Below are 19880 nucleotides of genomic sequence, written 5' to 3' on the forward strand. Positions count from 1 at the left end.
GGTCGGTGGGTCTCAGCCGAGCGGCGAGAGGTGCTCGTGGACGGCGACCAGGCGGTCGCCGTCGACGGCGAAGACGATCGACTCGCGCTCGCGGTAGGACTCGCGGCCCTCGCCGGTCTCGACGGTCGTGTCGACGGTGTGGGTGAAGACTGCGGCGCCCGGCAGCGGCTGCACGAGGCGGTCGCTCGAGCTGCACGCGACCACGCGCCAGCCGCTGTCGACCCACTCCTGCCAGAGGCGCTCGTACGCGGCTCGGTCGTCGAGCAGGGCCGGCTCGGTGTGGAAGACGAAGGATGCGTCGGCGGCGAAGGCGGCGAAGTAGCGCGGGCCGTCGGTGGCGGCGAACGCCTCGACGATGGCGTCGGCCGCCGCCTCGACCTCGCCGCGATCAGGCGTGCGCACGGGAGGCTCCCTCGCGGGGCGCCATCGCGCTCAGCAGCTCGTAGACGACGTGGCTCGCGGCGACGGCCGTGAGCTGCGCGTGGTCGTAGGCGGGCGCGACCTCGACGACGTCGGCGCCGACGATCCGGAGGTCGGCGAGCGCCCGCAGCATGCGCAGCAGCTCGCGGCTCGTGAGCCCGCCGGCCTCGGGCGTGCCGGTCCCGGGCGCGTGCGCCGGGTCGAGCACGTCGATGTCGATCGAGATGTAGAGCGGCGCGTCGCCCACCCTGCCTCGGATCCGCTCGATCGCGGCCCCCGCGCCGTGCTCCTCGACGAACTCGCTCGTCACGACAGCGAATCCGAGGCGCTCGTCGTCCTCGAGGTCGCCCTTGTCGTAGAGCGGCCCGCGGGTGCCGACGTGCATGCTCGCCGTCAGGTCGATGAGCCCCTCCTCGGAGGCGCGGCGGAACGGGGTGCCGTGCGTGACGGGCGCCCCGAAGTACGTGTCCCAGGTGTCGAGGTGCGCGTCGAAGTGGAGCACCGCGACGGGGCCGTGCTCGGCGTGCAGCGCGCGCAGCAGCGGCAGCGCGATCGTGTGGTCGCCGCCGATGACGACGAGGCGGTCGGCGTGCCGGCGCAGCTCGCGCGCGCCGGCCTCGATCTCGGCGACCGCCGCGGCGATGTCGAAGGGGTTCGCGACCAGGTCGCCCGCGTCGGCGACCTGCTGCGAGGCGAAGGGGAACACGTCCTGCGCCGGGTTGTACGGCCGCAGCAGCCGCGACGCCTCGCGCACGTGCGCGGGGCCGAAGCGCGCGCCCGGGCGGTAGCTCACGCCGCTGTCGAACGGCACGCCCGCGACGGCGATGTCGGCGCGCCCCACCTCGTCGAGGCGCGGCAGGCGGGCGAAGGTCGCGATGCCTGCGAAGCGCGGCACCGCGCTCGCGTCGACCGGTCCGCGCGGGCTCTGGGCGGGGTTCGGAGAGGGTTGCATGCTAGACAACTTTCGATACTCTGGGCGCAACGATTGACCACACGGTACGCCGGGGCCCCGACCGCGTCAAGCGGGCGGCCGGCGAGGCAGGAGCAGCATGCGCGCGATCCACCCTTCGGCCGACGAGACCGCGCTCGCCATCGGCGCGAAGCTGCGGGCGGTCCGCACCTCGCAGGGCATGTCGCTCAGCCAGGTGGCGACGAGCACCGGCCTCTCGAAGGGCTTCCTCAGCCGGCTCGAGCGCGACGAGACCTCCCCGAGCGTCTCGACCCTGGTGCAGCTGTGCCAGGTGCTGTCGCTGCCCGTCGGCGCGCTCTTCGCCGAGCCCGACGTGCAGCTGATCTCCTACGCCGACGCGCCCAGGATCAACCTCGGCGGGTTCGGCGCGGACGAGCGGATGCTCTCCCCCCGCAGCCAGGAGGGCCTGCAGGTGCTGCGATCGGAGCTCGAGCCCGACGCGCACGGCGGCAGCGAGCTCTACACGATCAGCTGCGACGTCGAGGTGCTCCACGTCGTCGAGGGCACGCTGTCGGTGCGCTTCGCCGACCGCACGGTCGTCGTGCGCGCCGGCGACGCGCTCACGCTGCCCGGCCGCGAGCCGCACACGTGGCGCGTCGAGGAGGACCGCCCCGCGGTCGCGATCTGGGTGCTCGTGCCGGCGCCCTGGAGCGGATCCGCGTAGCGGCGCTCAGGCCGCCTGGCGGATCGCGAGCTGCCGCACGAGGCGCTCGACCGCGTGCTGCGGGTCGCGCTCGGCGCCCTTGACCGCGGCGTCGGCGTGCGCGATCGCCTCGATCGCGTCGCACAGCAGCGCGTCGGAGAGGCCGCGCAGGTCGCGGCGGGCGTTGCGCACCTGCCAGTCCTGCATGCCGAGCTGCCGCGCCGCCTGCCCGTCGCCGCCGCCGGCGCCCGAGACCTTCGCGAGCTGCCGGTAGCGCATGGCGAAGGCGGCGACGATCGGCACCGGGTCGGCGCCCGTGGCGATCGCCTGCCGCAGCGTGACGAGGGCGCGCGCGACATCGCCGGCGATCACGGCGTCGACCACGGCGAACGCCGTCGTCTCGACGCGACCGGCGTAGTAGGTGCGGACGACCTGCTCGGTGACGGTGCCGTCGGTGTCCTGCGCCACCTGGCGCACGGCGTTCGCGAGCTCGGCGATGTCGGAGGCGAACGCGTCGACGAGCGCGGCGATCGCCCCGGGCGTCGCGTCGCGCTCGAGCAGGCGCAGCTCTGCCCGCACGAACGGCACGAGCTCGTCGCGCTTCAGCGGCTGGCACACCACCTCGATCGCGCCCGGCGTGGAGCGGATGGCGTCGAGCATCTTCTTGCCGCGCACGGTCGAGCCGTCGTGGCGGATGACGAGGGTGGTGCCGTCGACGGGCGCGGCCAGGTAGCGCAGGGCGTCGGCGATGAACGCGTCGGTCGCCTTGACGCCGTTCTCGACGCGGATGAGGCGCGGCTCGTCGAACAGCGAGGGGCTCGCGATGAGCTCGAGCGCGCCGTCGCTGTACTGGCCGGCGTCGACGTCGTGCACCTCGAGCTCGGGATCCTCGAGCAGCAGCAGCGCGCGCAGCCGTTGCAGGGCGCGGCCCGCGAGGTACGACTCCTTGCCGAAGACCAGCACGACCGGCGCGGGAGAGATCTGCTCCCAGCCGATCTTCGGGATGCTCGCCGCCATGCCCTCAGCCTACGGCGGGGCGCCCACGCGCTCCGACCAGACGCGCACCTCGCCGGCCTGCTCGTCGCCGACCGACAGCGCGACGGTGCCGAGCTCGTCGGTGCGGAGCACGACGCCGCCCGCGTCCCGCACGATCCCGAGCGCGGCATCCGTCGGATGGCCGTACTCGTTCTCGCCCACCCCGACGAGCCCCACGGCGGCGCCCAGTCGGCGGTAGAGCGCCGGCAGCTGATCGGCAGAGCCGTGGTGCGCGACGACCACGACGGCGGCCGGCGGCACCCCGGCACGCAGCAGCCGCGACTGCGTCTCGGCGCCGAGGTCGCCCAGCACGACGAGCTCGAGGCCCTCGCCCGGCAGGTCGATGGCGACGGCGACGCTCGCATCGTTGCCGGGCTCCAGCTCGCCCATCGGCCACAGCGCATCCACCCGCACCTCCCCCGCCTGCCAGGCGTCGCCGCGGCGCGCCTCCTGCGTCGCGGCGCCCGCCGCCGCGAGCTCGGCGACGAGCGGGGCGGCGCGATCGTCGACCGGCCCGTGCACGAGGAGCCCCACGCGGCCCACGAGCGCGGGCGCCCCGCCGGCGTGGTCGGCGTCGAAGTGCGTGAGCACGAGCAGGTCGATCCGCTGCACGCCGAGCATCCGAAGGCACCCGTCGATGCGCGCCGGCTCCTGGCCCGCGTCGACGAGCACGACCGCGCCGCCGTGCCGCACGACCGTGGCGCTCCCCTGCCCCACGTCGCACTGCGCGATGCGCCAGTCGGCGAGTGCGCCGAGCCGCACGGCGGGCCACGCCGCGGTCGAGCCGGCGACGAGCGCCACGACGAGCGCCGCCGCGATGCCGCGCCCGAGCCTGCCGCGCGCGTGCGCGGCGACGACGAGCGCGAGCATGGCGGATGCGGCGGCCACGCCCCAGGGCGCGGCCGGCCAGGGCGTCTGCGCGGCCGGGAGCTGCTGCGCGACCATCGCGACCTGCGCGATCCACGCGGCCGGCAGCCACGCGATCCACGCGAGCCCCGTCGCGACCGCCGGCGCGAGCGGTGCGGCGAGGCACGCGGCGAGGCCGACCACCGTGACGATCGGCGCCGCGGGGCCCGCGAGCAGGTTGGCGAGCACCGAGACGACGCTCACGCGCGCGTCGAGGCCGACGAGCACCGGCAGGCACCACAGCTGCGCCGCGGCGGGCACCGCGATGAGCGCGGCGAGGGGCATGGGCACGGCGCGCGCGAGCCAGGCGGCGATCGGGCGGGCGTGCACGATGAGCCCGCAGGTGGCGAGCACCGAGAGCGCGAAGCCCGCGCTCGTCGCGAGGTGCGGCTGCGCGGCGAGCACCACGAGCACCGCGAGCGCCAGGAGCGCGATGGCGCCGGCGCGGCGGCCCGTGACGATGCCGACGAGCGCGATGGCCGCCATCGTGCCGGCCCGCACCACGGACGGCTCGGGTGTCACGAGCACGACGAACCCCGCGAGCGCAGCGCCCGCGACGGCGACCCGCGCCGGGCGGCGCGCGCCGGCCGCAGCGGCGGCCTGGAACGCCGCACCCACGACGATGACGCAGTTGGCGCCGGAGACGGCGGTGAGGTGGCTGAGCCCCGCGTCGAGCATGGCGGTGCGCAGCACGGGGCTCACGCGCCGCTCGTCGCCGATCGCGAGCCCCGGCAGCAGCTCGCCGCCCATGCCGGGCAGCTGCGCCGAGGCGGCGAGCAGCCCGTCGCGCAGCGCTCCCGCCCACGACGCCCACGGCGGCGGCTCCGCGACCTCGAGCCGCTCGCACGTGATGAGCCAGCGGATGCCGTCGAGCCACGCGTCGCAGCCGCCGGTCGCGGTCGCGCCGATCCGCAGCGGCGCCTCGGTGCGCAGCAGCACGGCGCTGCGCACGATGCCGCCGCCGTCGCAGCCGGTGGCGAGCACCTCGGCGGGCGCCGCCTCGCCGAGCACCAGCAGCGACAGGGCGTCGCACTCGTCGAGCGCGGCCGCTGCCGCCGCGTCGGCGCCGGCGAGCAGCGGCACCGCGAGCGCCGCCCCGACACCCGCGGTGCGGAGCGCCGCTGCGAGGCGGCTGTCGGGACGGCGTGCGGATGCGCCGCGCGCGCCGAGCAGGCACGCGCCGGCCACGAGCGCACAGATGACCGCCGCCGGGCCGACCGCCGCCGCGTGCGGGCTGAGCGCCGCCAGCACCGCCCACGCGAGAGCGACCGGCAGCGCGAGCCGGAGGTCGCGCATCAGCCCGGGCTCGCGATCACAGCGTCACGAGCGGCGTGAGGGTCGCGAGCAGCGCCGGCCCGATGCCCGGCACGTCGTCGAGCTGCGCGACGTCGGTGAAGGGGCCGTGCTCGTCGCGGTGCGCGACGATCGCGGTCGCGAGCGACGGCCCCACCCTCGGCAGGGTCTCGAGCGCCGCCTGCTCGGCGCGGTTGAGCGAGACGAGCCCGCCCTCCTCCGGCGCGGCCGAGGCGAGCGCCGCCTGCTCCTCGGCGGTCGGCACCACCAGCTGCTCGCCGTCCACCACCGCCCGCGCGAGGTTGAGCGCGCCGGGCGCGGCCCCGTCGACGGTGCCGCCGGCGCGGGCGACGGCGTCGAGCACGCGGGCGCCGGCCGGCAGGCGGTAGACGCCGGGCTCCGCCACCGCGCCCTGCACGTCGACGACGAGCTCAGCGGATGCCGTCGCGACCGGCGCGGGCACGATCGCGGCCGGCTGCGCGTCGACGACCATCCGCTGCGCGACGCCGCCCGCGACGGCGCCGAGCACGAGCAGCACCGCGGCCCCCGCGCCCAGCCGCCAGCGCGCATCCGCGAGCCGCCCATCCCCACTGGCCATCCGGGCACGGTACGGCCGCGCCCCGCCGGCGGGTGCGGGCGGGGCGGGAGGCTGTGGAGGAGGCGGCCCGGGTGGTCTCTCTAATGGTGGATGCCGGTCTGTGACTGGTGCAGGCTGGCGGCGGTGATTGCCGGGCGTGGCTCTTCTGGTCTCTGGCCCTTCGGGTGTCTTGGAGTCGACATGCCCGTCTGGTGGTCGCCGGTGCCGGCCCGTGCCCCTCGTTGGCTTGATAGAAGCACGCCCGACCCGGACAGGGGTCGTGGCTCCTTAGAGAGTTGCCGCGGAAGGACTTCTCGGGCCGGACCGACACGATCCGCCTTGAGGAAGGAAATCGCGATGCCCATCGTCGCAGAAACGTTCACGCATGTCATCGGCGTCGACACGCACGCCCGTTCCCACGCGTTCGCGCTCGTCGACGCCACCACCGGGAAGCTGCTGGAGGAGCGGTCGTTCCCGACCAGCCCGAACGGCATCTCGCGCGCGCTCGCGTGGATGCGGCGCCGCGCCGGTGAGTCGGTCGCGGTCGCGGTCGAGGGGACCGCCTCCTACGGCGCGACCCTCACGCGCGCGCTCGAGGCCGCGCAGCTGTCGGTGTTCGAGGTCCGACCGCCGGCGCGCGGCTCGCGCGTGCGGGACGGGAAGACCGACCGGTTCGACGCGCTCGCCGCCGCCCGCGGCATCCTCCACGCCGACCCGGCCGGCCTCGCCACGCCCCGAGCGGCCGGGCTCCGCTCCGCCCTCCACGTCCGCGCCGCCGCCCGGCAGTCGATGACCGGCGAGATCCGCCGCGCCCGGCAGCAGCTGATCGCGCTGCTGCGCATCCACCCGCTCGGCATCGACGCGCGCGGCCCGGTCACCGAAGCGACCATCGCGCAGGTCAGCGCCTGGCGAGCCCGCACCGCCGACCCCGTCGACCTCGCCGCCGCCCGCGACCAGGCGACGCGCCTGGCCCGTCGCATCCGCGCGCTCAAGGGCGAGCTGGCCGACAACGAGCAGCAGCTGCGCGCCCTGGTCGAGCAGCTCGCGCCCGGCCTGCTCGACCTCCACGGCGTCGGGCCCGTCTCCGCCGCGACCATCGTCGACGTCATCTCCCACCGCGGCCGCATCCGCGACGAAGCGGCGTTCGCCAGGATCGCCGGCGTCGCCCCCATCCCCGTCTTCTCCGGCAACAGCGGCCACCACCGGCTCTCCCGCACCGGCGACCGAGCACTCAACGCGGCCCTCTACCGGATCGCGCTCACCCGTCTCGCCACCGACCCCGCCACACAGGCCTACCGGCTCAAGCGCGCCGCCGAGGGCAAGACCACCAAAGCGATCATCCGCTCCCTCAAGCGCTACATCGCCCGATCCATCTTCCGCCAGCTCAACGCCACCATGGCTTGACAGACGACCATAGAAGCGTCGACTCGCGCGGCTGCGCCGCGCGGCTCGACCAACGGAGGAAGCGCCGCGCGGCTCGACCAGCGGAGGAAGCGCCGCGCGGCTCGACCAGTGGAGGAAGCGCCGCGCGGCTCGACCAGCGGACCGTGCGGCTAGCCGATCACGAAGTTCACCAGGCGCGGGGCCCGCACGACGACGTGGCGCACCTCGGCGTCGCCGATCGAGCGCACGACGCCCGGCAGCTCGCGCGCGGTGCGCTCGAGGTCGGCGTCGGCGATGTCCGCGGGCACGTCGACGCGGTCGCGCACCTTGCCGTTCACCTGCACGACGGCCGTCACCGACTGCTCCACGAGCAGCGAGCGGTCGGCCTTGCGCCACCCGGCGTTCGCGATCGACGGCTCGAAGCCGAGGTTCGCCCACATGTCCTCGGCCGTGTACGGCGCGAAGAGCGACAGGCCGAGCGCGATCGTCTCGACCGCCTCGCGCACCGCCGGGTCGGCGGCGCCGGGGCCGGAGTCGACGGCCTTGCGGGTGGCGTTCGTCAGCTCCATGAGGCGCGCGACGACGACGTTGAACTTCAGGCTCTCGATGAGGCCCGGCGCATCCGCGAGGAACCGGTGCGTCTCGCGCCGCAGCGCGCGGTCGCCCGGCTTCGGGTCGGTGCCGGCCCGCGCGAGCGGCTCCTTCGACAGCCGCCAGGCGCGCGCGAGGAACTTCTGCGCGCCGGCGGGGCTGACGTCCTTCCAGTCGATGTCGTCCTCGGGGGGACCGGCGAAGCTCATCGACAGGCGGATGGCGTCGACGCCGAACTGCTCGAGCTCCTCCGAGAGCGTGACGAGGTTGCCCTTCGACTTCGACATCTTCGCGCCGTCGAGGATCACCATGCCCTGGTTGAGCAAGGACTCGAACGGCTCGGTGAAGGGCACGTGGCCGAGGTCGAACAGCACCTTCGTGATGAAGCGCGCGTACAGCAGGTGCAGGATGGCGTGCTCGACGCCGCCCACGTAGCGGTCGACGGGCGCCCAGCGCTCGACCTGCCGCGGGTCGAAGGCCTGGGTGTCGTCGTTCGGGCTCAGGAACCGCAGGTAGTACCAGGAGGAGTCGACGAACGTGTCCATCGTGTCGGGGTCGCGGCGCGCCGGGCTGCCGTCGATCGGCGACGGCACGTTCACCCAGTCGTCGGCGGCGCCGAGCGGGCTCGTGCCCTTCGGCGACAGGTCGAGGCCCGCCGAGTCGGGCAGCGTCACGGGCAGCTGCTCGAGCGGCACCGGCACCTCCTGCCCGTCGGCCGTGTGGACGATGGGGATGGGCGTGCCCCAGTAGCGCTGCCGGCTCACGAGCCAGTCGCGCAGCCGGAACGACTTCGCGGCGCGGCCGACGCCCTTCGCCTCGAGCAGCTGCACCATGCGGCCGATCGCGTGCTGCTTCGACATGCCGTCGAGCTCGCCCGAGTTGATCATGCGGCCGTCGCCGGTGAGCGCCTCGCCGGTGGTCCTCGGGTCGAGCGCGGGCAGGTCGTCGGGCAGCACGGCGTTGCCGTGCTCGTCGAGCGGGATCGCGGGCATGACGCCGGTGACCGGCGCGTTCGTGTCGACCACGACCTTGACGGGCAGGTCGAACACGCGGGCGAAGTCGAGGTCGCGCTGGTCGTGCGCGGGCACGGCCATCACGGCGCCGTGGCCGTAGTCGGCGAGCACATAGTCGGCGGCCCACACGGGCAGCCGCTCCCCCGTCAGCGGGTGGATGGCGAAGCGCTGCAGGTAGACGCCCGTCTTCACGCGCTCGGTGCTCTGGCGGTCGATCTCGGTCATGCGGCCGACGTCGTCCAGGTAGGCCTGGAACCGCATCCGCACCTCCGCCGGGGCGCCCGCGACGAGCTCGGCGGCGAGGTCGGAGTCGGGGGCGACCACCATGAACGTGGCGCCGTAGAGGGTGTCGGGCCGGGTCGTGAAGACCGGCACGCGCGAGTGGTGGCCCTCGATCTCGAACTCGACCTCGGCGCCCTCGGAGCGGCCGATCCAGTTGCGCTGCATGCGCAGCACCTTCTCGGGCCAGCGGCCCTCGAGCTGGTTGAGGTCGTCGAGCAGCCGGTCGGCGTAGTCGGTGATCTTGAAGTACCACTGCGTGAGCTTCTTCTTCACGACCGGGGTGTCGCAGCGCTCGCAGCGGCCGTCGATGACCTGCTCGTTCGCGAGCACCGTCTGGTCCTTCGGGCACCAGTTGACGTTCGACGGCTTGCGGTACGCGAGGCCCGCCTTGTACAGCTCGAGGAACAGCCACTGGTTCCACTTGTAGTACGCCGGGTCGGAGGTGTGCAGGATGCGGTCCCAGTCGAACGCGGTCGCGTACTGCCGCATCGAGCGCTTGTGCTGCTCGATGTTCGACTCGGTCCAGGCCTTGGGGTCGACGCCGCGCTTGATCGCCGCGTTCTCGGCCGGCAGGCCGAAGGAGTCCCACCCGATCGGGTGCAGCACGTTGAAGCCCTGCTGGCGCCAGTAGCGCGCGAGCACGTCGCCGTAGGCGTACGACTCGGCGTGGCCCATGTGCAGGTCGCCGGAGGGGTACGGGAACATGTCGAGCACGTACTTGCGCGGCCGGGCGTCGGTCTCGTCGTCGGTCGCGAAGGGGCGCAGGCGATCCCACACGGGCAGCCAACGCTGCTGGATGCGGGCGAAGTCGTAGGTCTCGTCGGTCACTGAAGGCTCCTGGGTGGCGTCGGCCGGTTGCGGCCGCACATCCTCCGAGTCTACGGCGACCCGTGCCGAGCACCTCGTGACACAATCGAGCGCGAGCGGGGCAGCGAGCCTCGGAGGGAGGTCGTCGGTGCCGGAGTTCGAGAACCCGCCCGCGACCGTCGACGTGCCCGGAGCGCGCGTCACCCGCATCGTCGCCGTCGACGCGCCGCGCAGCGCCGTCTGGCGCTGCCTCACCGAGCCCGAGCTGCTCGCCCGCTGGCTCGGCGACATCGCCGCCTTCCCCGACGGCGTCGTGGCCGGCGCAACCGGCCGCTTCGCGTGGTCGGGCGAGGTCGTGCTCGCCGCGCGCGTGCAGGAGCTCGACCCCGAGTCGCGCTTCGTCTTCGACTGGGCCGAAGGCATCCTCTCCGAGCGGGCGTCGACGGTCGAGATCACCCTGCGCGACGTCGACGGCTCGACGCAGGTGCACCTCGTCGAGCACGGCTTCCCGCTCGAGGGCGACGACGCGACGCGCCGTGAGGCGCTGCGCGCGCTCGCCGCCGGCTGGACGGTCGAGCTCGACGAGCTCGTCGACCTGGCCGAGTCGCTCCGCGCCGCCTGAGCGCGGCCCCGAGCGCGCGCGGCTCAGGCGCCGAGCGGCACGAGCGACGCGAGCATCGCGGCGGCCTTCACGTGCAGCTCGTCGACCTCGAACGCCGCCTCCGACAGCGCCGTCACGCCGCCGCCGACGCCGATGTGGGCACCCGCCGCGTCGGCGACGACGCCCCGGATGGTCATCGCCAGCTGGCACGACTCCCCGGCGACCAGCCCGAAGCATCCGGCGTACACGCCCCGCGGCGCGCCCTCGAGCGCCTGCAGCAGCTCGACCGTGCGGCGCTTCGGCGCGCCCGTCATCGAGCCGGCGGGGAAGAGCGAGCGCACGGCGTCGAGCGGCCCGCGGCCCGGCAGCAGCCGGCCCTGCACCGTGGAGACCAGCTGGTGCACCGTCGGATAGGTCTCGACGCCGAGCAGGCTCGTCACCTCGACGGTGCCCAGCACGCAGACGCGCTGCAGGTCGTTGCGGCACAGGTCGACGATCATGACGTTCTCGGCGCGCTCCTTCTCGCTCTCGAACAGCTCGGTCGCGAGCGCCGCGTCGTCGTCGGCGCCGCGGCGGCGCGTGCCCTTGATGGGCCGCGTGGTGGCGATGCCGTGCTCGACGCGGAGGAACGTCTCGGGGCTCGCGCTCGAGAGCGTCACCCCGGCGATGCGCAGCAGCCCGCCGTGGTGCACGGGGCTCGCGGCGCGCAGCCGCGCGTGGGTCGCGACCATGTCGAGCGGCGGCGCCTCGATGGCGGTCGTGAGGCACAGCACGTACGAGTCGCCGTCGTGGATGTGCTCGCGGCAGCGCTCGACCTTCTCGGCGTAGCCTGCGTCGTCGTCGCGCCAGCGCAGCCGACGCGCGTCGACGTGCGCGATCGGCGGCAGCGCGACCGGCGGCGCGGGCGGCAGCGCCCAGGGCTCGCCGAGCCGCGACTGCAGCTGGGCTCGCCCGCCCTCGACCACCACCCACCGGTCGAGCAGCAGCCACGCCGCCTCCGGGAAGCGCCCCGCGGCGGGCTCGAGCCCGAGCATCCGCACCCCCGCCTCGTAGCCGAGCCAGCCCACCCAGGCGCCCGGCAGCGCGGCGCGGGCCGCCTCGAGCGCGGCCACCGCGTCGTCGGCCTCGAGCGGCGCGCCGTCGAGCGTCGCGGCGCCGTCGCGCACGACGAGCACGTGCTCGCCCGTGCCGAGCACATGGGCGCCCGACGAGGAGGAGTCGAGCCACACGACGTCGGCCGCCGCGGCCTCGAGGGCGGCGAACGCGGCCTCCGGGCTCGTCTCGACCGGAGCCGTCCACCGAGCGCCGAGGTGCGGCAGGAGAGCCGCAGAGGTCGCTGGCATAAGGTGCATCCTATGAGCGGGGACGGGGGCGTGCGCGCCTGGACGGGCACCCGCTTCTCCCCCGTCGACGAGCCGGTCGGCACCACGCTCGCCGCCGACTCGTGGCTGAGCGTCGACGGCGCGGTGCTCGCGTTCGAGCGGCACCGCGCGCGGTTCGCGGATGCCGTGGCCGACGCGGGCGGGAGCCGGCACGACGCGCTCGCCGCGGCCGACGCCGTCGCGCAGCTCGTGCCCGTCGGACGCTGGTCGCCGCGCCTCGACCTGACCCCCGCCGGGATCCGCCTGCGCCTCCGCACGCCGCCGCACGCGGGCGGCACGGTCGAGGTCGTCACCGCGTCGCGCGACCCGCGCACGCTGCCGCTGCGGAAGGGCCCCGACCTCGCCGCGCTCGGCGACCTGCAGGCCGAGGAGCGGGCGCGCGTGGGCGCCGACGTCGAGCCCGTGCTCACGCACGAGGGGCTCGTCGCCGAGGGCGCCTGGTCGGCGCTCGTGTGGTGGCGCGGCGACGCGCTGCACGTGCCGGATGCCGCGATCCCGCGGCTGCCGTCGGTCACCGCCGCGGTGCTCGCCGAGCTCGCCCGGGACGCGGGCGTCGCGCTGCGCGAGGAGCGGGCGCGACCCGAGGACCTCGCGGGCGCGGAGGTGTGGCTCGCGAACGCGCTGCGCGGCATCCGCGTCGTCTCCGCATGGCACGGCGGCCCCGCGCTCGCCCCCGGCGACACCGGCCCGGGAAGCCGAGCGGCCGCCTGGCGGGCGCGCCTCGAGGCCGCCCGCACGATGCCGGCAGGCCGGCCGTGATCGACGACCTCATCGACGTCGCGCTCGAGACGATCGGCTCGATCGACCCGTGGCTGCGCACCCTCATCGCCGGGCTCGCGATCCTGCTCGAGACGAGCGTGCTGCTGGGGCTCGTGGTGCCCGGCGACACCATCGTCATCATCGCGGCGCTCGCCGTCGAGGAGTGGCCGTGGTGGCTCGCGCTCATCGGCGCGACCGTGGTCGGCGCGCTCTGCGGCGAGACCATCGGCTTCGCGATCGGCCGGTGGCTCGGGCCGTCGATCGACCGGTGGCTCGCCCGCCGCTGGCCGCGCGCCTCGGAGCGCTGGCGCCGCACCGAGCGCTACCTCTCCCGCCGCGGCGGCATCGCCATCTTCCTGTCGCGGTTCCTGCCGGTCGCGCACTCGCTCGTGCCGCTCATCGTCGGCGGCGCGGGCATGCCGTACCGGCGCTTCCTCGCGTGGACGCTCCCCGCGTGCGTGCTGTGGGCGAGCGCCTACGCCACCGCGGGCTGGCTCGCCGGCGGCACGTACCGCGAGCTCGCCGACGAGCTCCACGGCGCCGGCTTCGTGCTCGTCGGGGCGGTCGTCGCGTTCCTGCTGCTCGTGTGGCTCGTGAAGCACCTCGTCTCGCGGGGCGAGGCGCGCCACATGGAGGACTGAGCCCGCCCCGCGCTCACGCGGCGCGCACCGCGACCGTGCGATCGACGAGGTCGGCCGGCAGGGGCGCGTGGCTGATGGCGAGCACGATGCGGCCGTCGCCGCGGGCAGCTTGGAGGATGTCGCGGAGCATCGGCTCGGCGAGCTCGCGGTCGACGGATGCGGTGGGCTCGTCGAGCACGAGGACGCGCACGTCGGCGAGCAGCGCGCGGGCGAGCGCGATGCGCTGCGCCTGCCCTCCGGAGACGAGGCCGCCGCGCTCCCCCAGCTGCGTCGCGAGCCCGTCGCGCTCGCGCGCCCAGTCGGCGAGGCCGACCCGCTCGAGCACCGCCCACAGCTCGGCGTCGTCGGCGGTGTCGCGGGCGAAGCGCAGGTTCTGCTCGAGGTCCTCGTCGAAGATGTGCGGGCGCTGCTCGACCAGCAGCACCGAGCGACGCAGCGCGTCCGGGTCGATGCGCCGCACATCGCGCTCGCCGATGCGGTAGCCGCCGGTCGACTCGAGCAGCCGCACGAGCGCGAGCGCGAGGGTCGACTTGCCGGCGCCCGAGGGGCCGACGACCGCGACCGTCTCGCCCGGCTGCGCGACGAGGTCGACCGGCCGGAAGGCGGGTGCGCGCCCGGGCCACGCGGCCTGCAGGCCTGAGAGCTCGAGCGCGCCCGACGGCGGCACCGCGTCGCCGCCGTCGGCGGGCACGGCGGCCGCCGAGGCCTCGTCGGGTAGTGCCTCGGCGACCCGCTCGGCGGCGGCGCGCGACTCGCGCCAGGCGATCACCGCCGGCGGCACGGCGCCCCACACCTCGAAGACCGCGAGCCCGATGAGCGCCACGAGCGCGGCGAGCGGGCCCGAGAGGCCGCCCTCCGCGACCGCCGGGGCCGCGATGAGCACGGCGGCGAGCACGCTGCCGCCGGCGGCGAGCGCGATGAGCCCGGCTCCTGACCCGGCGGCGAGCGCGTGCCGGCGGGCGCGGCGCGCGAGCTCGGCGTCGAGCGCCTCGAGCGCGCGGCGCCGCTCGCGCTCCGCACCGTAGGCGCGCAGCAGGTCGAGGGCGCGCACGTGGTCGACGAGCGCCGCCTCCAGCCGCGACCGCAGCGGCCCGAGCGCCGCGTCGGCGCTGCCGGCGATGCGCGCGGTCACGAGCGCCGCGAGCCCTCCCGCGACGACCACGGCCACGAGCAGCGCCGCCCCGGCGGCCGGCAGGATCCATGCCACGGTCGCGATCGCGAGCCCGACCGCGATGCCGCTCGCCGTCAGCGGCCCGACGACGCGCAGCGGCCAGTCCTGCAGCCGGTCGACGTCGCCCACGAGCCGCGGCATGAGCTCGCTCGAGCGGCCGACGCCGACAGGGGCCACCGGCCGCAGCCGGTCGAAGGCCGCGCGCCGGGCCGAGCCGAGCATCCGGAACGCCGCCTCGTGCGAGACGAGCCGCTCGAGGTAGCGACCGGCGGCGCGCCCGATGGCGAAGGCGCGCACGCCCACGATCGCCATCTGCAGGTGCAGGATCGGCGGCTGGGACGACGCGGCGGCGAGCAGCCAGCCGGCGGTGGCCATGAGCGCGATCGCGAGCGTCGCGGTGAGCGCCGCCGCCGCGATGCCGCCGGCCATGCGCCGCCGCTGGCCGAGGGTCCTGAGCACCTCGCGGCCGGTCACGCCGCCACCTCCGCGCCCAGTCGCACGACCCGGTCGGCGGCCGCGATCACCGCGGGCCGGTGGCTCGCGACGAGCACGATCGCCCCGTCGGCGGCCGCCGCGCGCAGCCCCTCGAGCACCCGCAGCTCGCTGTCGGCGTCGAGCGCGCTCGTGGGCTCGTCGACGAGCAGCACGGCGGCGCCGGTCGCGACGCGGTGGAGCGCCCGCGCGAGCACCACGCGCTGCGCCTGGCCGCCTGAGAGCCCGAGCGAGCCGCCGGTCGCCGGCTCGAGCCGGGCCTGCAGGTCGACGGCGATGCCGGCGCGGGCGAGCGCGGCCTCGACGGCGCGGTCGACTTCGGCGGCGCTGTCGGTTCCGGCGGCGCTGCCGGATGCGTCGGGCCGGCCGAGCGCGACGTTGTCGCGCACCGTGCCGGTCACCACGGCGTCCCAGGCGCCCTGCGGCGCCCAGGCCAGCGCCGACGCATCCGGCACCGCGCCGTCGAGGCCGACCCGGCCGCGCGCCGGGGCGAGGCCGAGCAGCCCCGCGAAGGCGCTCGACTTGCCCGCGCCCGACGCCCCGGCGAGCACCACGAGCTCGCCGGGCATCGCGCGCAGCGACACCGGCGGCAGCCAGCGCTCCCCGCGGCGCACCTCGAGCGACTCGACGACGAGGCCGGGCCCGGCGGCGGGCGCCGGCCGCACGGTGCTCGCCGGCGCCTCGATGAGGTCGAGCACCGCGCGGGACGCCTCGAGGCCCTCGGTCGACGCGTGGTACGCGGCCCCGACCTGCCGGACCGGCAGGAACGCATCCGGCACCAGGATGAGCACGCTGAAGGCGAGCCCGAGCGCGATGTCGCCCTCGACGAGTCGGATGCCGACCGAGACGGCGACGAGCGCCACCGAGAGCGCACCGGCGAGCTCGAGCACCATCGACGACACGAACGAGACGCGCAGCACCGCCATCGTGCGCTCGCGGTGCTGGTCGCTCAGCGCGTCGACGCGCGCGGCCGCGCGCCGGTCGCGGCCGAACAGCCGCAGCGTCGCGAGCCCCTCGAGGGTGTCGAGCCACGAGCGGGCGAGCTTGGCGGTGGACGCCCACTGCTCGCGCTGCAGCCGCTCGGTCGCGAGGCCGATGAGCACCATGAAGACGGGGATGAGCGGCAGGCACAGCAGCACCGCGATGCCGCTGAAGGGGTCTTGCAGCCACAGCGCCGCGACCACGATCGGCGTCGCGACGACCGTGCGCACGAGCTGCGGCAGGAACTGGCCGAACCAGCCGTCGAGCGCAGCGAGCCCCCGGCCGAGGGCCGTCGCGGTGTCGGCGGCCCCGGCGGGGCTGCCGTGCTCGCCGATGCGCGCGAGCGCCGCGGTGCGCAGCTGCGACTGCACTCGCGCGGCGGCTGCCGGCGCCAGGGAGCCCGACAGCCACGCGGTCGCGGCCCGCACGAGCACGGCGACCGCCGCGAGCGCGACGTCGGGCACGACCGACGCCGGCGGCGCTCCCTGCACGACGGCGCCGATCGCGTGCCCCGCGAACCACGCGAACGCGACGATCGCGCCCGTCTGCACGAGCGCGACGACCCCCTCCCGCAGCAGGTGAGCTCGCGCGCCGGGGGCGTGCCGCAGCAGGCGCGGATCGAGCGGGGCGCGGCTGGCGCGCGCGGGCGGCTGCGGCCGGTGGGCCCTCGGCACGTCGGCGATCGGGAGGCTCGGCTCGGTCAGTGCGCTGCCGCTTCGACGGCCGCGACGGTGACGCGCCGGCGGAAGACCCAGTAGGTCCACGCCTGGTAGGCCAGCACGAGCGGCAGGCAGATGAGCGCCGCCCACGTCATCACCTCGAGCGTGTAGGGGCTCGAGGAGGCGTTCGCGACGGTGAGCCCGACGAAGTCGGCGGTCGGGTTCGACGCCGGCATGACGAACGGCCCGCCCGCGCGAGTCAGCAGCGAGCCGAAGAGCGCGAGCACGGCGAAGGCGACGGTCGCGGCGGTGAGGGCGAACGCGCGCCCGTCGCGGCCCACGCCGTTCATGAGCCAGGCGCCCACGAGCGCCACCGCGGCGAGCGCCGAGAGCACGACGACGAGCGGCGTGGGGTTCTGGGCGACCGTCCACGCGAGGAACACGACGGCGACGACGCCGGTGCCGAGCAGCGCCCGGCCGGCGAGCGCGTGCGCGCGCTGCTTGAGGTCGCCGTCGGTCTTGAGCGCGAGGAACACGGCGCCGTGCGCCAGGAAGAGCCCGAGCGTCGTGATGCCGCCGAGCAGCGCGTAGGGGCTCAGCAGCGACAGCAGGCCGCCGGTCATGAGCGCTCCGCCCTGGTGCGGCTCCATCGGCAGGCCCTGGGCGAGGCTCGCGAACGCGACGCCCCACAGCAGCGCCGGGATGGCGGAGCCGACGACGATGCAGAGGTCCCAGCCCGCGCGCCAGCGGGCCGAGTCGCGCTGATGCCGGAACTCGAAGGACACCGCGCGCACGATGAGGCCGAGCAGGAGCACGAGGAGCGCGAGGAAGAACCCCGAGAACATCGTCGCGTACCACTCGGGGAACGCGGCGAACAGGCTCGCGCCGGCCACGATCAGCCAGGTCTCGTTGAGGTCCCACACCGGCCCGATGGCGTTGATGATGCGGCGCCGGTCGGTCTCGGAGCGCCCGAGCACGGGCAGGCTCATGCCGACGCCGAAGTCGAAGCCGTCGAGCACGAAGTACATGACGAACATGAACCCGATGAGCAGGAACCAGATGAGCGAGAGGTCCATCGCCGCCTCCTAGTAGACCGTCACCGGCTGCGCGGGCCTGCCGGTCTCGTCGAGCTCGGGGGCGTCGGCCGGGCCGCGCTGGGCCGCGCGCTGCATGAGGCGGAACTCGATGACGCCGAGGATGCCGTAGATGAGGGTGAAGGCGATGAGCGAGGTGAGCACCTCGGCGCCGGTGACGCCCGGGCTCACGCCGTCCTCGGTGCGCATCTGCGAGAAGACGAGCCACGGCTGCCGGCCCATCTCGGTGAAGATCCACCCGACGGTCATGCCCAGCAGCGGCAGCGGCAGGCTCCAGATCGCGACCGTCCACACCCAGCGCGGCAGGTCGACGCGGCCCTTGCGCGTGAGCCACAGGCCCACGAGCGCGATGCCGAACGAGAGGAAGCCGAGGCCCATCATCCAGCGGAACGACCAGTACGTGACCCAGATGATGGGCGTGTAGTCGGCCTCGCCCCAGAGGGCGGTGTACTCGGCCTGCAGATCGTTGATGCCCTCGACGGTGCCGAGCGGGTCGTGTGTCGACAGCAGCGCGAGCAGGTAGGGCACGCGCACCGAGAAGATCTCGTGCTCGCCGTCGGGCGTGCCGAGGCTGAAGAGGGAGAAGGATGCGTCGTAGCCGGAGGCCGTGTCGTAGAGGGCCTCGGCAGCGGCCATCTTCATCGGCTGCGCGGCGACCATCGCGAGCGACACCATGTCGCCGGTGATGAAGGTGAGCATGCCGCCGCCGACGACGCTCCAGAGGCCGACGCGCAGCGACCGGTGCATCATCCCGGTGTGCTGGCCGCGCTTGAGGTGCCAGGCCGAGACGCCGACCATCACCGCGCCCGCCACCATCACGGAGGCGAACATCGTGTGCGGGAACGACGCGAGCGCGACGGGGTTGGCGAGCACCGCGCCGATGTCGGTCAGCTCGGCGCGCTGCCGGTCCTCGTTGATCACGAACCCGACGGGGTTCTGCATGAAGGCGTTCGCCGCGAGGATGAAGTAGGCGCTCGCCATCGTGCCCAGCGCCGTCATGTAGATCGTGAGCAGGTGCACCTTGGGCGAGAGCCGGTTCCAGCCGAAGATCCACAGGCCGATGAACGTCGCCTCGAAGAAGAAGGCGATGAGCCCCTCGAAGGCGAGCGGGGCGCCGAAGACGTCGCCGATGAACCGCGAGTAGTCGGACCAGTTCATGCCGAACTGGAACTCCTGCACGATGCCCGTCGCGACGCCGATCGCGAAGTTGATGAGGAAGAGCTTCCCGAAGAAGTGCGTCAGCCGCAGGTGCTCGACGTTGCCGGTGCGCACCCACGCGGTCTGGAAGCCCGCCGTGAGCCAGACCATGCCCAGGGTGATGGGCACGAACAGGAAGTGGTAGACCGTCGTCAGCCCGAACTGCCACTGGGACAGGACGAGCGGATCGAGCTCCTGCGCGAGGGGAACGATGGGCATGGGCCGCCTTTCGACACCCTCCATTCAACGCCGGTCGCCCATCGATCGGCAAAGACACGCCGAGCGCTGTCTGATACCTCCCGGGTCCCCGAGGGAGGGGTCGCTCAGGCCTCGCCGAAGGCGGCCGTGAGGTGCCGGAGCGCGCACTCGCGGCCGAGCTCGAGGTAGCGCGCATCGCCGTCGGCGTCGTGCAGGAACGCGTACGTCACGAGCGCGTCGAGCCCGCCGATCGCCTTCTCCAGGTCGATGCGGCCCGCGTCGTCGAGCTCGATCCCCCAGCGCTCCCGCACGTGGGCCTCGACGACCGCGGCGAACTGCGGCGCGACCGGCTCGCGGTGCTGCGGGCCGAGGTCGAGGCCCTCGCCGGCGCGCAGCGAGCGGAACGACGGCAGCTCGCGGAAGATCTCGATCATCGTGTCGAACAGCGCCTCCGCAGCCTCCTGCCAGGTCTCGTGCGGCATCGCCAGCACCCGCCCGACAGCGTGCCGCATCCGCTCGTGGTTGCGCTCCGCGAGCGCGACGAGCACCGCGACGCGGTCGGGGAAGTAGCGGTAGACGGTGCCGATCGACGCGCCGGCGCGCTCGGCGACCAGTGCGGTCGTCAGGTGCTCGATGCCGTGCTCGACGACGACCGCCGCCGCGGCGTCGAGCAGCGCCTCGACGCGCTGCGCCGCCCGGGCCTGCACCGGCTCGTGGCGGACGGTGACCGACGGGACTGACGGCCCGTCGTCGCTGCGATCGTTCATGGGCACATCATCTCGCAT

Annotated in this window: 17 protein-coding genes; 5 read left to right on the forward strand and 12 right to left on the reverse strand. The window is 75.0% G+C overall.

Features of this window, described 5'->3' with window-relative positions:
- Window positions 1-12: 12 nt before the first annotated feature.
- Together MU522_RS12140 and speB are read right to left on the reverse strand one after the other, a co-directional pair.
- A complete protein-coding gene (locus MU522_RS12140; RefSeq protein WP_246991329.1) occupies window positions 13-402 on the reverse strand; it encodes a nuclear transport factor 2 family protein in 390 nt (129 codons plus the stop codon).
- A complete protein-coding gene (gene speB / locus MU522_RS12145; RefSeq protein WP_246991331.1) occupies window positions 389-1372 on the reverse strand; it encodes an agmatinase in 984 nt (327 codons plus the stop codon). The genes MU522_RS12140 and speB overlap by 14 nt, the downstream gene beginning before the upstream one ends.
- A gap of 97 nt (window positions 1373-1469) precedes the next feature.
- Here speB and MU522_RS12150 point away from each other — a divergent pair, with 97 nt between their 5' ends.
- Complete coding sequence (locus MU522_RS12150; RefSeq protein ID WP_128189610.1) at window positions 1470-2054, forward strand: helix-turn-helix domain-containing protein; 585 nt, start codon at window positions 1470-1472, stop codon at window positions 2052-2054.
- 6 nt (window positions 2055-2060) lie between these two features.
- Here MU522_RS12150 and holA read toward each other — a convergent pair whose 3' ends face one another.
- The 3 genes from holA to MU522_RS12165 are packed head-to-tail and all read right to left on the reverse strand — an operon-like array spanning window position 2061 to window position 5865.
- Complete coding sequence (gene holA, locus MU522_RS12155; protein ID WP_128189611.1) at window positions 2061-3050, reverse strand: DNA polymerase III subunit delta; 990 nt, start codon at window positions 3048-3050, stop codon at window positions 2061-2063.
- A 9-nt stretch (window positions 3051-3059) separates the two neighbouring features.
- Entirely contained in the window at window positions 3060-5270 is a 2211-nt protein-coding gene (locus MU522_RS12160) for a ComEC/Rec2 family competence protein (protein ID WP_246991333.1), read from the reverse strand.
- 16 nt (window positions 5271-5286) lie between these two features.
- Complete coding sequence (locus tag MU522_RS12165) at window positions 5287-5865, reverse strand: ComEA family DNA-binding protein (protein ID WP_246991335.1); 579 nt, start codon at window positions 5863-5865, stop codon at window positions 5287-5289.
- Window positions 5866-6201: 336 nt separating this feature from the next.
- Here MU522_RS12165 and MU522_RS12170 point away from each other — a divergent pair, with 336 nt between their 5' ends.
- Entirely contained in the window at window positions 6202-7248 is a 1047-nt protein-coding gene (locus MU522_RS12170; RefSeq protein WP_128190753.1) for an IS110 family transposase, read from the forward strand.
- Window positions 7249-7397: 149 nt separating this feature from the next.
- On the opposite strand, the gene leuS is transcribed toward MU522_RS12170, so the two are convergent.
- Complete coding sequence (gene leuS / locus MU522_RS12175; RefSeq protein WP_246991337.1) at window positions 7398-9941, reverse strand: leucine--tRNA ligase; 2544 nt, start codon at window positions 9939-9941, stop codon at window positions 7398-7400.
- Window positions 9942-10068: 127 nt separating this feature from the next.
- Here leuS and MU522_RS12180 point away from each other — a divergent pair, with 127 nt between their 5' ends.
- Window positions 10069-10542: an SRPBCC domain-containing protein gene (locus tag MU522_RS12180; protein ID WP_128189615.1), complete on the forward strand. Its 474-nt coding sequence runs from the start codon at window positions 10069-10071 to the stop codon at window positions 10540-10542.
- A 23-nt stretch (window positions 10543-10565) separates the two neighbouring features.
- On the opposite strand, the gene MU522_RS12185 is transcribed toward MU522_RS12180, so the two are convergent.
- A complete protein-coding gene (locus MU522_RS12185; protein WP_246991339.1) occupies window positions 10566-11864 on the reverse strand; it encodes an anthranilate synthase component I family protein in 1299 nt (432 codons plus the stop codon).
- A gap of 12 nt (window positions 11865-11876) precedes the next feature.
- Between MU522_RS12185 and MU522_RS12190 the strand changes: the two genes are divergently transcribed.
- Both MU522_RS12190 and MU522_RS12195 read left to right on the forward strand, forming a co-directional pair.
- Window positions 11877-12662 carry an aminotransferase class IV gene (locus MU522_RS12190; RefSeq protein ID WP_246991341.1) on the forward strand — a complete coding sequence of 262 codons (786 nt, stop codon included), beginning with the start codon at window positions 11877-11879 and terminating at the stop codon, window positions 12660-12662.
- Window positions 12659-13303, forward strand: coding sequence for a DedA family protein (locus MU522_RS12195; RefSeq protein ID WP_310124796.1), 645 nt, complete (start codon window positions 12659-12661; stop codon window positions 13301-13303). Before MU522_RS12190 ends, MU522_RS12195 begins: the two co-directional genes overlap by 4 nt.
- A 13-nt stretch (window positions 13304-13316) precedes the next feature.
- Here MU522_RS12195 and cydC read toward each other — a convergent pair whose 3' ends face one another.
- The 5 genes from cydC to MU522_RS12220 form a co-directional block, all read right to left on the reverse strand.
- Window positions 13317-14948: a thiol reductant ABC exporter subunit CydC gene (cydC, locus tag MU522_RS12200; RefSeq protein WP_246991343.1), complete on the reverse strand. Its 1632-nt coding sequence runs from the start codon at window positions 14946-14948 to the stop codon at window positions 13317-13319.
- Complete coding sequence (gene cydD, locus MU522_RS12205; protein ID WP_246991346.1) at window positions 14945-16621, reverse strand: thiol reductant ABC exporter subunit CydD; 1677 nt, start codon at window positions 16619-16621, stop codon at window positions 14945-14947. The genes cydC and cydD overlap by 4 nt, the downstream gene beginning before the upstream one ends.
- 26 nt (window positions 16622-16647) lie before the next feature.
- The gene (gene cydB / locus MU522_RS12210; RefSeq protein WP_128189621.1) at window positions 16648-17682 is read right to left on the reverse strand and encodes a cytochrome d ubiquinol oxidase subunit II; all 1035 of its coding nucleotides are present in this window, start codon (window positions 17680-17682) and stop codon (window positions 16648-16650) included.
- Between the two features lie 9 nt (window positions 17683-17691).
- A complete protein-coding gene (locus MU522_RS12215; RefSeq protein ID WP_246991348.1) occupies window positions 17692-19116 on the reverse strand; it encodes a cytochrome ubiquinol oxidase subunit I in 1425 nt (474 codons plus the stop codon).
- Window positions 19117-19220: 104 nt separating this feature from the next.
- Window positions 19221-19862 carry a TetR/AcrR family transcriptional regulator gene (locus MU522_RS12220; protein WP_192575870.1) on the reverse strand — a complete coding sequence of 214 codons (642 nt, stop codon included), beginning with the start codon at window positions 19860-19862 and terminating at the stop codon, window positions 19221-19223.
- Window positions 19863-19880 lie beyond the last annotated feature (18 nt).

Origin of the sequence: Agrococcus sp. SCSIO52902 (assembly GCF_022983135.1) — a bacterium.
Lineage (GTDB): Bacteria > Actinomycetota > Actinomycetes > Actinomycetales > Microbacteriaceae > Agrococcus > Agrococcus sediminis.